Source organism: Pseudomonas sp. B424, assembly GCF_055408345.1.
Genome location: NZ_JBUZTL010000002.1, coordinates 108,409 through 123,377, shown reverse-complemented (window position 1 = coordinate 123,377; position 14,969 = coordinate 108,409). Strand labels below are relative to the sequence as shown.

The 14,969-nt window shown below is 50.3% G+C and carries 13 protein-coding genes; 6 read left to right on the top strand and 7 right to left on the bottom strand.

The window, feature by feature from the left end; all coding sequences use genetic code 11:
• Positions 1–6: 6 nt before the first annotated feature.
• The 5 genes from tssB to ACZRMS_RS02900 all read right to left on the bottom strand — a co-directional run bounded on the left by tssB (position 7) and on the right by ACZRMS_RS02900 (position 8,110).
• Positions 7–510, bottom strand: a complete 504-nt coding sequence (tssB, locus tag ACZRMS_RS02920; RefSeq protein WP_463994045.1) for a type VI secretion system contractile sheath small subunit — start codon at positions 508–510, stop codon at positions 7–9.
• Between the two features lie 32 nt (positions 511–542).
• Complete coding sequence (gene tssA, locus ACZRMS_RS02915; RefSeq protein ID WP_463994044.1) at positions 543–2,099, bottom strand: type VI secretion system protein TssA; 1,557 nt, start codon at positions 2,097–2,099, stop codon at positions 543–545.
• A gap of 1,194 nt (positions 2,100–3,293) precedes the next feature.
• Positions 3,294–3,944 (bottom strand): DUF2931 family protein, encoded by a 651-nt coding sequence (locus ACZRMS_RS02910; RefSeq protein WP_463994043.1) that lies wholly within the window; start codon positions 3,942–3,944, stop codon positions 3,294–3,296.
• 11 nt (positions 3,945–3,955) lie between these two features.
• A complete protein-coding gene (gene tssI / locus ACZRMS_RS02905; RefSeq protein ID WP_463994042.1) occupies positions 3,956–7,429 on the bottom strand; it encodes a type VI secretion system tip protein TssI/VgrG in 3,474 nt (1,157 codons plus the stop codon).
• A 162-nt stretch (positions 7,430–7,591) separates the two neighbouring features.
• Positions 7,592–8,110, bottom strand: a complete 519-nt coding sequence (locus ACZRMS_RS02900; protein ID WP_463994041.1) for an Hcp family type VI secretion system effector — start codon at positions 8,108–8,110, stop codon at positions 7,592–7,594.
• 409 nt (positions 8,111–8,519) lie between these two features.
• Here ACZRMS_RS02900 and ACZRMS_RS02895 point away from each other — a divergent pair, with 409 nt between their 5' ends.
• The 6 genes from ACZRMS_RS02895 (at position 8,520) to ACZRMS_RS02870 (ending at position 14,039) form a co-directional block, all read left to right on the top strand.
• Positions 8,520–8,762, top strand: a complete 243-nt coding sequence (locus tag ACZRMS_RS02895) for a DUF4177 domain-containing protein (protein WP_150782211.1) — start codon at positions 8,520–8,522, stop codon at positions 8,760–8,762.
• Positions 8,759–8,965: a membrane protein insertion efficiency factor YidD gene (yidD, locus tag ACZRMS_RS02890; RefSeq protein ID WP_463994040.1), complete on the top strand. Its 207-nt coding sequence runs from the start codon at positions 8,759–8,761 to the stop codon at positions 8,963–8,965. The genes ACZRMS_RS02895 and yidD overlap by 4 nt, the downstream gene beginning before the upstream one ends.
• A 523-nt stretch (positions 8,966–9,488) precedes the next feature.
• A complete protein-coding gene (locus tag ACZRMS_RS02885; RefSeq protein WP_448123871.1) occupies positions 9,489–11,066 on the top strand; it encodes a tyrosine-type recombinase/integrase in 1,578 nt (525 codons plus the stop codon).
• A 651-nt stretch (positions 11,067–11,717) separates the two neighbouring features.
• Positions 11,718–12,056: a hypothetical protein gene (locus ACZRMS_RS02880; protein ID WP_463994039.1), complete on the top strand. Its 339-nt coding sequence runs from the start codon at positions 11,718–11,720 to the stop codon at positions 12,054–12,056.
• Between the two features lie 67 nt (positions 12,057–12,123).
• Complete coding sequence (mobC, locus tag ACZRMS_RS02875) at positions 12,124–12,486, top strand: plasmid mobilization relaxosome protein MobC (RefSeq protein WP_448123869.1); 363 nt, start codon at positions 12,124–12,126, stop codon at positions 12,484–12,486.
• A 50-nt stretch (positions 12,487–12,536) separates the two neighbouring features.
• Positions 12,537–14,039, top strand: a complete 1,503-nt coding sequence (locus ACZRMS_RS02870; RefSeq protein WP_448123868.1) for a relaxase/mobilization nuclease domain-containing protein — start codon at positions 12,537–12,539, stop codon at positions 14,037–14,039.
• 26 nt (positions 14,040–14,065) lie between these two features.
• On the opposite strand, the gene ACZRMS_RS02865 is transcribed toward ACZRMS_RS02870, so the two are convergent.
• On the bottom strand, positions 14,066–14,473 hold the full coding sequence (locus ACZRMS_RS02865; RefSeq protein WP_448123867.1) for a hypothetical protein: 408 nt from the start codon (positions 14,471–14,473) through the stop codon (positions 14,066–14,068).
• Positions 14,470–14,964: a hypothetical protein gene (locus ACZRMS_RS02860; RefSeq protein WP_463994038.1), complete on the bottom strand. Its 495-nt coding sequence runs from the start codon at positions 14,962–14,964 to the stop codon at positions 14,470–14,472. The genes ACZRMS_RS02865 and ACZRMS_RS02860 overlap by 4 nt, the downstream gene beginning before the upstream one ends.
• Positions 14,965–14,969 lie beyond the last annotated feature (5 nt).

The following is a 14,969-nucleotide window of genomic DNA, read 5'->3' as shown; positions in this document are numbered from 1 at the left end:
GGGAACTCAGACGTTCTGGGCGGCGGCGTTCAAGCCCAGCTCACCCAACACGCGACCGCGGGATTCGTCGTCGGCGAGCACGCCTTCGATGGCTTTTCGGAACGCAGGCGCGTTACCCAGCGGGCCTTTGAGGGCCATCAGCGCGTCGCGCAGTTCCATCAATTTTTTCAGCTCCGGCACTTGCTCGACCAGGCTGGCCGGGTTGAAGTCCTTCATCGAGTTGACGCGCAGTTGCACGGCCAGTGCTTCGGTGTCGCTACCTTCCTGAAGACGGTTCGGTACGCTCAGCGTCAGGCTCAGCTCTTGCTTGGCCAGCACCTCGTCGAAGGTCATCTTGTCGATGCTGATCGGCTTGCGATCTTCGACTTTGCGTTCGTCCTTGCGGTGGGTGTAGTCACCGATTGCCAGTAGTTTCAACGGCAGTTCGATCTCTTCCTGGGCACCGCCGGTGGCAGGTTTGAAAGTGACGTTGATGCGTTCCTTGGGGGCTACCGAGCCTTCTTTGGCCATGGCTTTTCTCCTTGCGGTTGTGGCCCGGAGGCCTATTCGAGTACCACTTCGAGATCGAGGTGGCACAGCCTGCGATAAATCTCTTCCTTGCGTTCACGTACGGCATGGTTCTGCGGCAACAACTCGCAGCAGCTATGCAGTAAATGCAGCACTTCCAGCGCAAGGTCGGGCTCCCAGGCGCTCAGGCCTGAGTCCTGTAATGTTTGGTCGAGGGTTTCGAGTTGGGTCTTGGCCAGTTCGTATTTCTTGGCCGTGAAACACAGACGTGCGAGGGCGAACTGCCAGAAGAATCGAACGCGCCCACCCTGGGCACTGTGCAGACCTTGCTTGAGGATTTGTACGGCGGCCTTGAGGCCGTCCTTGCGCAGAATCGGCAGAACTTCTTCCAGGGCCAGTTCCCAGGCCGGCTGGGTGACGGCGACTTCGACCTTACGTGGCGCGCTGGTGGTTTGCAGGTGCGGCATCACATTGGCGGCGATCCACGCCCGGGTGGCCGGATCGGCAAAAGGGGCGCCGTCATGAAAACGCAATTCGACGATGCCAGGCAGGCGCTGAACCAACAGCGCGAAGTGAACCTCTACTTCGCGCATCGCCATCTCTGCGTTCAAGCCTTGCAGGCATTCCCAGACCATGCGCTGGCCATCGAACCAGAACGGCGCCTTCGCCAGGCTCGCCTCCAGCTCCACCAACAAGTCGGCGTATTGACCTTGGTCGGAACGGTCCCGATAAGCCTTGAGCTTATCCGCCGGCAACCCACGCAACGCGGTAATGTGTTCAGCATTACGCTCAGGCAGAGCGTCGATGGGCAGCCACAGCAAGGTGCGATTCAGGCGCAAGGCGCGCAGGTCTGTGGTTTTTTGTTTGAGCCACCAGGCGCACAATGGTCGCGCGCTCTCTTGCTGAGCACGCAGGGCCTTGTGGGCTTCTTTTTCGTTGTCGATCGGGGCATCGGCTGAGAACAAATGGGTGGCGGCCTGTTTGACCTGAGCCACTGCTGCACCCACGAGCCCTGTCTGCGGCTGATTGTCGGCGGCACGCTGGACCATACTGTTCAAGCGCCGGGTAATGGGCAGCAGTAGAGGTGCGTCGTCACTTAAGTGCTCTGTGCAGACAGCATCGAGCCCTTCCAAGTGTTCCACCAAGCGGCGGAACAACGGAATCTGTTCTTTGATCGAGACGTTTTCACTCAGTACGAGCTCAAGACGCGGCACTAGCCAGCAGATGGCGGCAGCGCGGGTGCGCGGTTTGGCTGGGTGAAGTTGGGCCCAATACTGTTCGCACAGATGCCGCAAAAGGCCACAGCCGGCCACGAGGCCCGGAAAGGATTCGCGCTGATACAACGCCCAGGTCAACCAGGCCGCAACCCGTAGATCCTTGGATTGGCTACGCAGCAAGGTCTCAGCGATTTCCTGCACTTTCAGCCAGTCGGTCTGCCCACTTTCATGCATGGATTGAGCCTTGGACAGCTCATTTTCCAGCGCCTCGAACTCACTGGAAAATCGAATATCGTCCCCGGCGAACTGCTGTGGGGAAATGGCAGAGTTCGCGAGTTCAAGATAGTCGGTGGATAGCTTACTTGAATAGGACATCTACCGACGCTCGATCAGCGCGGATCCGTTCAGGCAAATCATCAGCCCTCCTGAAAAAGGCCTCGTCCCGAGATGTTCAGCCAGCATAATCATTCCTTCCCTGAACTTTTAATTTTTAAACGACCCACATCCGGCATTGAGGACGCGGTTGCTCTGCTTGAGTTTGCATCGTTAGAAAACCAGTCGATCATAGGGAGGCGCAACATGAATAGATGTAGGACGTATCTGAAAGCGGCTCGGAATATCCTGCATTAACACCAGCAGATTTGCGCTAACGCGACGTCTGCCGGAGTAATTCAGCGTCCCTGCCCACACAGCATTGCGCGCACCTCAGAATCTTCGCTGACCGAAGCTAAAGGAGACTGCGACACTCACCAGCGTTCAGTCAGCAAAAAAAGATCAAAAGTTATCATTCATAACAAGAGCCGCTTGCACGCGGCATCCGCTCAACACTGATTGATTAAAGTATCTGTTTGCACCGCAAGAAGATTGCCCGCTTACACCAATATTCAAGACCGAATGCGCCAAAGGCATGCATCACGATGGCAAGAAAAACGAAGGTCGTGCACCCGCTCCAGATGATCTAGGTGTAACGATGCGCCTTCGTAGTCTGGCGAAGGACTCCGCAGTAGCCCCTTCCCTATTCGCGTTATCGAACTTATGGGGGAGCACCAGCATTGACTGACGAGTACAGGAAAAGCCCACCTACAAAATGAAAAAGTAGCCGGCCAACCCGTGATGGGCTGATCGCGATCTTTTGTCGCTAGCTGGACGAGTCAATATCCAACTGATAGGGCGCGCCGATGACGCGACTTCTCGTGATTTGCGCGATCTTCCGCTCGTAATCACACTCAGGGGTTGGGGCTGAGGCCAATTGTTCGTGCGCCGTGTTGAATGAATGGACTTTCCAGCGTGGCAAGTTAATGGTCAGCCACTCAGGGTGCGTGGCCACCTGACCGTAGACGTGACTCTCACTGGCCTGGACTCCACGTAGCGTGCCCTAGTGCTGCTGGGGGATTTGCAGCTTGCTGATTTCCACGTCTAGTGCACAGTACTCCCGCTCATGAGCACGCAGACACATGGGGATGCTGCACGCGGATCACGTCCGTGATGGGTGTATTAATGAGCTGTGGGGATGAAACACATCACCGGATAGCGAAAGCCCGCCGAGTGGCGAGCTAAAACCACGACGATTTACCAGCTGCCGTAGGGAATGCCGTATTCTTCAACATAGCGTTTGGAGGCTTCCTGCATGGGGGGATATCCAGATCGTCCAAGATCAGGCCCCTTGGGCTCTATCTCGGCCTGACCGCGTGCGACTTTGACCGGATTTGCACACTCATCCAGCACCCAAACTTGTACAACGCCGCCCGGTGCGAGTCCGAACCGGACGGAGACCCCCGTACGAACCGCCTTTAATTTGGGATAGCCTGGACAATCTTTGACCAGGGAATCACGCATGACCTGCCGCGCACTTTCCGGTATTTCAATCCAACCTTGATAGGTTTGCGGTTCGACCACCGATTGCCAGCGCACGTAGATCCGCACCGGCAGCTTTGCATCTCTGACATCCCTTTTGGTGCCGTCCCCCTTTACTGCCCAGCCACGTGCTCCTTTACTGCCGTTTTTTCCTCCACCGGCAGCGCCTCCACTGCCAATCCGACGAAACAGATTCCCATCGACATCGACGGTGGCGCTGTCCTCAACCCAACCATCCATCAAGTACGGAGTGACAAAACCCAGCGCCCACGGCCCGACATCGGGGTCCGAACGCCCCCAAGAGAGACCCGAAGCCTGACAACCGCTGAGAAACAAAGCTCCTAACAAGATCCATAGTGTTCGCATAATCGTGACTCCTAGTCGGGGACATGGGGATGCTGCACGCGGACCCCATCCGTGGTAGGTGCATTGAAATACAGTAGTCCGACACTGGTCCTTGGCACTGAGCCATGCAGAATGGTGGGCGGATTCCAGTTGGCCGAGGTGTGGATATACCTTAGCTTGAGCAGGTGCTCTTCCTCGGGTGTCGTGCTGTAGTCCCCCGCGATAAAGCGGTCACACAGTGCTTGAAGTTCTGCTGGAATTGCATGGCTCGAAAGATGCTCCCTGAACGGTATGAAACGCACGCCCTGTCGCTTAGCAAACTCATACATCACCCGCAGATACACCCGCGACAATTCACCTCGCACGGGACGCTTGAGCTGCAATGCCGCATAGACACGCTTGTAAGGGTTCATACGGTCCTGCTCAGAAGGTCGTAACCCGCGAACATACGGCGTCACGACCTCCAGCATTTCGGCCGGCCAGCCCTTGGCTTCCCACTGGGCTTTTGCCTGTTGCGCGTCACGATAGATCGAGGTGTATTTCACGTCCGTGGTGACGGGAACATCCAGCGCCTGCATCGGGCTAACCAGCAAGAGTTCCTCGGACTCAGTGAAGTAACCACCACCGATGTCCGAATGGACCCCGGGCAGCGTGTATTCAGCATGGTCGGCTTTAACACGGGTCAACGGGAAGTTGGCACGAACTTCATCCCGAGCGGCCAATTGGACGACGTTGGGGAACAAGCTCCGGGGCAGGTAGAGTTTGATCCCCGACGCCTTTTGGCTACGGATATAACCCAGGTTCTCGAGCCCACCCACAGAAGCTACAGTATCGAACAGTCCGATAAAGCCCATCTCAATATCACGCTGGTAGTCACCGCTGAAGGTCTCGTGAAACGCTTGGCGATTTGTTTTGATGGTTTGCCCCAAGGGACCGTGCTGACCCAGCGCTACTTCGTTGGCAAAGTGCCGTGCTGCCGCTGCGCCACGACTAAACCCAAAGGTGTCGAACGTCAAGTGGACAATTTTAGTGTCAGGGTTGGTCTTGACGAACAGGACGATAATTTCCGTTAGCTTGCGAAAAACCTCCTCTACCTTGCCGCTCACGCCTGTTGCACCACGGCCCATACCGGCGCCCATCAAGCTATCCGCTTGGCCGGATGACGTACCGATGCCTTCTATGTAGAGCATTCGAAACAGCTGATGCTGCTCACCAGTGTCCTGAATCTCATCCGGGGCAAAATACAAATCACTGAGCTTTTTGATGTTTGACTCGTCGTTCGCATAGCTGCTGTCCGGATCACTCATGTACGGTTTACAGGTCGCATCCAAGTCTTCGGGTTTGATGGGGTGGCTTGCACCACACAGCAGACCGAGCGCACCGTTGTTCGCATTGTTCAGCGTGCCATCGAAGAACACGCCAACACGCAGGGTAATGCCGACGAGAGGCTCTTCCACCGTTTCTTCCAGTTCCTCTTCCTCCTCTTCTTCCTCTACCACGGGTTCGTCAGCCTTAGCGACCAATGTTGACGTGGACGCCGATGTCTCACCAAAGAGCAGGTCGCCGACCGGTGCAGACAAATGGACGGGGATACCGGACATTGGCGAGCCACCCTGAACAATGTCCACGCTGCTAAAAATGCCCCCTGAGTTGATCACGATATGTTGACCACCCGCCGCAAGCGTCAGGCTCATGCCGGCATCGATCACCACATTGGTCGCGGTGACATGGGCTTGGGATCCAGCCTGAATGACTAACGTGCCACCCGCGGTGATGCTGCTGTTGCCGGTGATCGAAATCAGCTCATTGCCACCGATCAGCGTGTTGCGCTCGCCGTGGGTGGTGTGCTGCTCGTTACCCTGGATCAGGCTTGAGCTGTGGTTATCGACCTGTTCAAAGCGATCACGCCCAATCAGGCTACGACTGTCCTGAGTGATCTGCTCATGGCGGTCCTGGCCGATCTCGGTGTCGCTGTCGTTCAGGATCAACTGTTTCAGATCGCGCTGGGCACGCAGGTAGATCTGCTCCTGTCCGGCGCGGTCTTCAATCGACAGTTCGTTGTAGCCGCCATTGCGCGGCGAGCTGTCACTGCGCAGCACGGTTCGGGTCTTATTCGCCGGCAAGGGATACGGCACAGGCATGACCTTATTGGACATGCAACCCGTGATCAACGGATCATCGGGGTTACCCTCCAGGTAGGTGACCACCACTTCCATGCCGATACGGGGGATCGTTACCGCACCAAAGCTTTCTCCCGCCCAGCTGGAGGAGACTCGCAACCAGCAACTGCTTTTGTCACTGCCACGCTCGCTCCGGTCCCAATGAAACTCGACCTTCACCCGACCATATTCATCGCAGTAAATCTCTTCTCCCGCTGGGCCGGTGACCCGCGCAGTCTGACTAACGAGCAGCGACGGGCGAGTGACCAGCGGCGGACGGTAAAACACGTCCCAGGGAATAGCGCTAAAGCTGTTGCGGTAGCCTTGGGTGAAGCCATCCTCTGGCTTGATATCGCTACCGATGGACTCTTCCAGCACCTGCGGCTGCTTGCCTTCGTGCTTCACACCGAGCAGTAACCACAAGGCGTTACAGGACGAACGCGGGTGCTCGCTCAGCGTGAAAAAATGCCCGCTGCGCAGGTTCGACTGATCACTTTTGCCTTCGGCCAATTGGTAGTCAGCGCGGTGCCGCTCCAGGGCCTGGCGGGCCAACTGGCGGCCGCGCCGCTCACTGTCGATCAACAGTGGCGAACGGTAGTCCTCCAGCGCCGGGTTGAATTCCGCGCTGAACTGACTTTCCAGCAACAGGCTCGGCCGTTGGAAGTCGTAATCGCGACGGGTGACCTGGCTGGTCCGGGTGCTGAAACGTTGGCTGAAATGCCGCACCACCGGATGATCGGCCACTTGGCCACTACCCTGCTGGTACGGCGTGGTCCCGAGGGTAGGAAAGAAAGTCTGATCGTCAGTGAAGACAAGATGATGCCCCTGTGGGCTGTGCTGATGGTGCCAGGCGATGCCCTCCTCACTGCACAGGCGCTGGACGAACTGGAAATCACTTTCTCCGTACTGGGTGCAGTATTCGCGTGGGGTGCTGCTGCTGACATGAAAGGTATAGGCATCGGCCAAAATGCCGTGGCCCTTGAGGACCTGGGCAATGATTTGCGCGACCGTCAGTTGCTGAAAGATCCGTTGCTGGTGACTGAACTGCAAGTAATGCAGGGCCGGGACCAGCGTCAGATGGTAACGGGTCAAGCGCGGACCGGCGTCGCCCACCCAGACATCTTCGATGCAGCCATGCAGACCTTCGCCATTGAGGCCAAATTGAAGAAACGCCGGTTGACTGAGCAGGCTTTCCAAATCAACGTCTGGGCGCTCGCTGACCAGCTCAATGTGGATCGCATAAAGACTGCTAATGACTTCAGCGCCACGAAAGGCGAGCACCTTGAAATCATGGCGCACCGCGGGGATCAGCAGGTCGAACTGCGCGGTATTGGCCGGAGCGAACATAAGCGTGTCCTTGGTGGAAAGTAATAATCCGTTGGAATTAACGCCAAGTCCTGCACCCGCTGACCGCAGGTACAAAGCATGACCACACGCGGCTGAACGTCTCAGCCACGCGCAGCGCCCGACGCTGTCGCAACAGGCCGGGCCGAGGCGGGTCGCTCAGGTTTAGCCGACGACAGGGGTGCGCCAGTCATCGGAGCCGGAAGTGCCGCAGACTTCATGGGTCCAGGTGATCTTGCGGTAGGTGAAGTGCACCTCTTCCAAGTGAGTAAAGTGCGAATTCGCTGGGTCCTGGCAGTTGAGCATGTAGTCCTTGATGTCGACGATGATCGCGTCTTCCAGCTTGGTGGTGTAGTAGTGCTCCTGCGTGCCCGCAGCCGAGGTGCGGTACCACTGGATTTCGATCGAGGTCAGACGCTCGCCGGAAGTCAAGGCGGCCAACAGCAGTGGCGAGGCTTTGTCGAAGACTTTGGTAATGACCACTGGTTTGTGTACGCGCTGACCGGTTGGTTGGCCGGACTGTGGATCACGCGGGATGATTACTTCGTGCTGGAAACCTTGGACCATGACCTGGTCTTCATGACCTTCCTGGTAGGTGTTGCCCACCGAATCGGCGGTGAATGCGCCGGCAGTGATCAGACCCTGTTTGGTGCCGGTGATGGACATATAAGCGGGTGTAGCCATGGTGATGCTCCTTGCTGAAAAAGGGGACTTGTAAGGCCGAATTGCCTGCCAAGGCCTGACTTAACAGATCAAGGTTTATGCCAAGTTTAAAATATCTTTCAATAACAATGAGGTAGGTTTATTTTCGCTATCAAAGTCATTTTTTAGTGCGCAACTTCTTGCGCAACCTTTGGAAAAAGTGCGCAACTTCTTGCGCAGCACTGCGCAACTTCTTGCGCACCACGCCTTGTTGCCGCCACAGAAGACTTTGGTACTAGCGCGTGAGTTGAGCAGGGTAAAAATGACCGCATTCCACTCTCTGTCACGGGGCATAGTTGGGCGCCTAGGCTGTTCATCCAGCACCGGCCCAGCTATAAAGCAGTTGCGAATTGTGTTCAAAGGAATACAAGCATTTGTAGGGTGATCAAGGATGTATATTTACAAGATGGTTCAAGTACCACCAAATATTGAAGTTAAAGCGAAGGAGCATCGGGGAAATGAAGCCGCAGCTTATCTACAGAATGTGGTTAACGCTCATGCCGAGGATGGCTGGGAGTTCTATCGAATCGATACTATCGGCGTTTCCGTCAAGCCTGGTTGCTTCGATGCATTATTGGGGAAGAAAAATGTGCTGGAAAACTATTACGTGATCTCTTTGCGCAAGCCCCAATGATTCGGGAGTACACCCTGTCAGCAATTCACTGGTATCAGCTGGTGGCGCCAGCCCGATTGCGAGAGGCATGCCGATTTGAACCAACCTGTTCGAACTACGCGATTCAAGCTATCGAGATCCATGGCGTTCTGAAGGGTTGCCGCAAGGCGATTGGACGCATTTGCAGGTGTCGACACCCAAACGGCGGAGTGGACCTTCCTTAAGCGAGTGCGGGATTGGATGACTACGTCCAAGGGGCATGCCGTGCAGCGCTTTATCCGACTTCACGACGTCCCACTTTGCTGCCCCCTCTAGCACCAAATCCACACCGACGATCACGGAAAAATGCCGTAGCGACCTGTGCAAGATCGCTTGCACTACAGAGATTTGCTGGCATCTTCACCGTTGACGTGGACGTTTCAGATGCCCCGTCCGCAGGCATCGAGCACCTTCTGGCTTCAAACTGTAGTGGTCAACTAATCCCGGACACTACGGCGGAAAGTAGGACAGGGTTCACGGAACGAAAATCACCGAAATCCAGATAGGGGAACAAAATACAGCAAGCACAAAAAAGCCCCGTAAAACGGGGCTTTTTTGTATTGATATGGCGGAGAGATAGGGACTTTCAGAATCCAGCTACTTAACCCAACAAATACAGGCTTTTCTAGCGTTACAGAAAATTTTGCTACAAAAAATTGCTACAAAAAGCCTATGATCCGGGCACCAGTCCTCTAGTAGCGTAATGACATGGCATCTGACAATCTGATTCTTCGGTCCGGCACCTTTCATGTGCGTCTGGTCATCCCTAAAGACGTTCGGCATATCCTGAACCGTACCGAGTTCACTGAGTCCTTGAAGACCGGGAGCAAGGCAGAAGCTCAGGTGAAAAAATTTGCTTTCTTGCAGCTGTGGAAGCAGCTGATTGCCAACGCTCGGAAGCTGGTAGCAGGCTCAACGCCCGATGAATTGCCTGAAAAGTCGTTTGGCATTTCCACGTTGATTGCCACCCGCCAGCAAGCCGGACTGATGAACATAGTCACCGGCAATCAGACAGAAGAGCTTGACCTGACCTTTCCAGCTGAAAAGTTTCACCAGATTGAGAGCGAAACCGCAGACTTGATTTCAAACGCACAACCTTGGAAATCAGCCAAAGAAGCGTTTGAGTCTAATTTTGATCCGTGTGGTGAAGCACCGTATATGGAGTTTGAGAGGTTCAAAGAGAAATGGTTTGAGCTTGGCGAAAGCATTTCGCTCGAAAAGAAGATTGAAAGGTTCAATGACTGGATTCGCATGAACCGAGTTATGCAGCAGTATGTGATCACCCACGGCCAACCTATCAGTGTTGACAGCATCAATGAAATTCATTCAATCATCGAAAGCCCCAAAAACTATAAAATTAAATCACCGTTCACTAAATCACGCCTTGAAAAATTCAGAAACTACCAACGTGATGCAAAAGGGATCATCGAAAAAACCATTGACATGCACGTTTCAAGGCTCGAAAAGCTCAAAGACTGGCTTGAAGCAGAAAACCGTGAAATCAGCTTTGAATCAATAACCCTATGGCTGGAAAGCCTCACTGACCTTACAGCAAAGACTAAGAAGCAGTACTTATTTTCTGGCCAAAGTTTTTGGAAGTGGGCGATTAAAAATGACGATGGTTTCAAAACTCAATTCAAGAGCATAGTACCTCCCTTCGAAAAACATGATTTTGAAGTCAATCGCTTGGAGAAAAGAACCAAGCTCAAACGTAAAGCTTTCACTGTAGCGGACGTGAAAAAAATTTACCTTGGTTGCAAAGGTGAAAAGAACAGAGAGATTTTGACAGACCTATTTTTGATCGGTGCTCATACGGGAGCACGAATTGAAGAAATTTGTCAGCTTAGAAAAGAGGACGTGATTGATGATGAGGGCGTGATGAGCTTCGACGTGTACAAGAGTAAAACCGAAGCAGGCATTCGTTACACTCCGGTTCACCCCGTCATAAAGCCAATCATTGAACGCTTGATGAAGGAAACCACTGATGGGTTCCTTATTAAATCGCCAGCAGGCAACAAATACGGCATTCGTTCAGATGCTTACAGCAAACAGTTTGGACGATTGAAAACAGCTCTGGGATACAATGAACAGTATGTATTCCACTCTCTGCGAGCAACAATGATCACTCAATTATACAGGGCTGATGTAGCTCCAATCACCATCACTGCATTGGTAGGGCATGAAACCGGTACAGTTGCATTTGACATTTACAGTGACGGCCCTAGCCCCCACCAAAAACTTGCAGCAATCTCCAAGGTTGATTACGGACTGGCACTGATTGACTGACGATTGTTAACTAATGACTGGCCGAATTATAGATAGCTTTTTGTGTAGTCTAAAAAATCCAACGACTAAACATCACACAAACAGGTCTGACCACCAAACGTTTATAAAATGGCTGTCCAATTTTGGATGGCCTTTTTTATGCAGTCTAAAAATCAAACGGTTCAATGTCGGACGTTTTTGTCGGACACTTTTGAAAATGTCGGACACTTTTATGTCACACACAAATGTCGGACACTATTGAAAACATTAAAATATATGATACAACATTTATATGAGTTCGAAAAAGAACAGGCAAGCAATGGAAACGTCCGACATTTTTAACTTCGTTAAATGTCGGTCACAAAAAAACCTTCGGTCTTTTTTGTTCCGTTTCCGCTTGATTTTCTGCACTTCGTTTGAAAATGGTAAAGCAAAAGCAAGTCTCTGTAATGCCTTCGGACATTACAGAAAAATAAAAAACCTAAACACGAGGACCTATGAGTAAATATGACAAATTTAGAACGTGCATTAAATGCTGCCAACTCAAAGCAGTAAAGAATAGTCGTGCATATATAGAGGCTTGGCTATGCGAAGACTGTTATGCAGCCTTGGCAAAGAAGAACAACGGGCATCCGCCTAGCGTAAAAAATAAACCATAACATGAGGAAAATTATGACAGATAAAATAGATAATAACGTATTTGACTTTGATACACACAAAGCAAAGAAAGTGAACAACCACGCAAGCGAAGGAATAAATCAACTTCATCAGTTGATTAAAGGGCTAGACGAAAGTTGCGTATTCAATTTGAGAGAAGGTGTGATTGAAGAGATTTTGTTCGGCAATGACGATCATGAAAAAATCAAATTTATTACTCATCTTTTAGGCGAGATTTTCACGCATGGTCTTATAAAAGACGAGATTAAATTGCAGTGCATGGGTGCCTTCACCTATGGATTAAATTTAATTCTCCATGGCAATCTTGAAGATGATGAGGTTTCCGAAAGCTAATGATCCAACAAAGAACAACAGGCCCCGGCCTTTGTTCACCAAATTATAAACCCCGATCAGGAGAAACATGGCACAAGATAAAGTATCAATAAGAATTTCAAAAGAAGACATGCAGAAATTTAACGACCTCGCTTTTAGTCTTTCAATGACTAAAACAGCAATAATCAAAAAAATTGTGAATGATGGTTTTTCTCAAATCGCTGAAATCACTAATCCAACGTTGCTCACATCTTTCGATAAAATCGAAAAAATGCTTACCTCAATCGGTACCAACCTTAACCAGATGGCTAGGAAGGTGAACTCGGGCGGCTCGTTCACAGAGCAAGACATAAAAACCCTTGAACAAGTGATTGCTAAGTTTGACGCCCTCGAAACCGTTGTCATTGATAAAAATGTAAAAGCTGTGATTAAAAAACGTGGTGCAAAATGATCAGGAAGGTATGCAGTAAATTACCTGACGCTGGATCGATGGGCCGCACCATGAATTATGCTTTGAAAAAAGCCGCCTTGGTTGGCGGTAGTGAAGTGAAATTTGAAGGCACCAGCATCAAAGATTATGTGAAGCTTGGCGTAAAAAAATGCAATCAAGTGAATAATAAATACGAAGCTTCGACGGGCCGCGATCAAGAAGTTAAAGGCTTGCACGAAATGATTAGCTTTGATGCGTCCGATAAAATTTCACCTGAAAAAGCGGCTGAATTAGCCTTGGGTGTATGGCGTGAGGTTCTTGATATAGACAACCATAGACACCGCTGGGCCGTTCACACAGATACAAAGCAAATCCATGTTCACTTGATTTGGAATAAAAGAGATAACGCTGGCAAGGTATTTGATAAAAAAAACGACTATGAGCTATTTGAAAAAGCTTGCCATCAAACCGAGTTGAAGCACGGCCTTAAAGAAGTCAAAAAAAGAAAATACTTAAAACCAGATATGCCGACGAATCCGCAATCCTCTAACGAATGGCGTTACGAGAAAAAAGGCAAGAAGTCCGAAAAAACCTTGTTCAAAGAAGCCGTGACCTCAGCCACCGACAAAGCTATGACGGCTGGGGAATTTCTCGAATTCCTTGATGCTGATGGCTACACGCTGATCCTTAACGGCAACACGGGCTATTCGCTGGAAAAAGACGGGCAGATCTTCAAAGCATCTGATGTAGGAGCGTCTTACAAGCTCTTGAAGGCTCGTTTTGGCGACGATCCGGCATTCAGTGACACGCTTGCACGTCTGGGAGTGAAAACGGCCCCTATACGTGAAATGGGCAGCATTGGCGGCGATTTCCATGATGAGCAATCAAGCATCACAGAAAAAAGGATCAAGAAATCTAACCGCGTTCTGGATACCCGATTCGATACGCCTGATGGTCATGATTTCTTTTATAAAGACACAAATAAAAAGGCTTTTGAATATAGTGCATTACTTGGCAAAGCCACGTTCAACACTAACAGCCCAATGGCTATTAAAGCCGGATTTCAAAAGCTCACTGAGAATGGAAAGCCACAAGCTCTACACCTTAACGGAACCGATGATTTTAAGCGTGCTGCATGGCTTCAATTTCACATGATGAATCTTGATAAAAAAGGCTATTCACTTAAAGGTTATGAACCTACGGCACTAGATAAAGTTAATCTTGAAAAAATGAAGCTTGAAAACCAAGCGTTCAAGAAGCCAGCCGAGCAAAGTAACATTAAGTTTTTAGCAAATGAAAAACCTGCTGAAAAAACAAAAGATACAGAAAGCAAAAATATTGGCGGTGCAGTTTCAAATATTGCAAATGGAGCCGTAAAAGTTGCGGCTAATGTGCTTGAAGGTGCGGTTGAAAAAATGGCTGATATGACACAGAGTTTTTCAGCGGGGGTGATGGAAGAAAAGCTTTCGGAAATGCGTGTTGCTGCTGCTGAAATTAAAAACAATAAAAATCAAGCTGAAGATGTACATTATCAAAACGAGAGAAGAAGACGAAACCAGTTAAGACCTAATTAAAAAAAACGCCTTCTTGGCGTTTTCTTTTATCTTTGGCTCCATAAAAAATCAGCGTAATTTCCTCCGTTGAAAAGTAGTGCTTGCCCGCCCCCGTTAGGGAAGCCGTAGACAACGCTCGACATTGTATAGCTTCCAGCCTGTAACGATTGAATGTAATTACCAATGTTTTTGAGTTGTCCAACATTTGCAAATGATCCAATATCGTAAATATCCACGTTGCAAATATTGCCTGAATAACCGGCACCAACATTTAAATCAACGTTTATACTTTTGGCGTAGTCTTTGATATATCTTGATGAAGCTTGACACATGCTTTCATCTGATTGCGGTTTTACAAATATGATATTTGCATCAATTTTTGTCATGTAAGTGAATGACGCACCTGCTGACATTGACGAAAATAATGCGATTGTTAAAAGTGAAATTTTGATCATTTTGATACCTCATTATTGTTGTTTGTTTTGCTGAAATCAAAAACACATAAATCAAGTTTTTCGTCGTATGTGTGATAAACCCTAAATGATTGCTTTGCTTCACTCATAAACGCAGCGTTTTTGCATATTTCTGGCTTCCATGCGTCAAGATAACATTTACCAGATGATCCAGAAATAGAAATTCCGAAGTCTCGACCATATTGTATAGGGACGGTTAAAATCCTGCCGCTGCTCATCATTTCAATTTCATGATTTTCAACTAATGACTGAACTGCCATTCTTGTTTCATCACCCGCCCAACATATGCAAGTCTTGAATTCTTCATCTATTTTTTTAATAGCATCATGAGATTTAAAACCTAACAACATTAGCGATGCGTAAGATTTGTTTCTCGTTTCTCTACATTTGCTGTCGCTCCACCATGCAGGGTCATCAGCAAAAGCATTAGCTGAAAGTAAAAGCGTTAAAACAATTATCGTTTTCTTCATCATTCTCC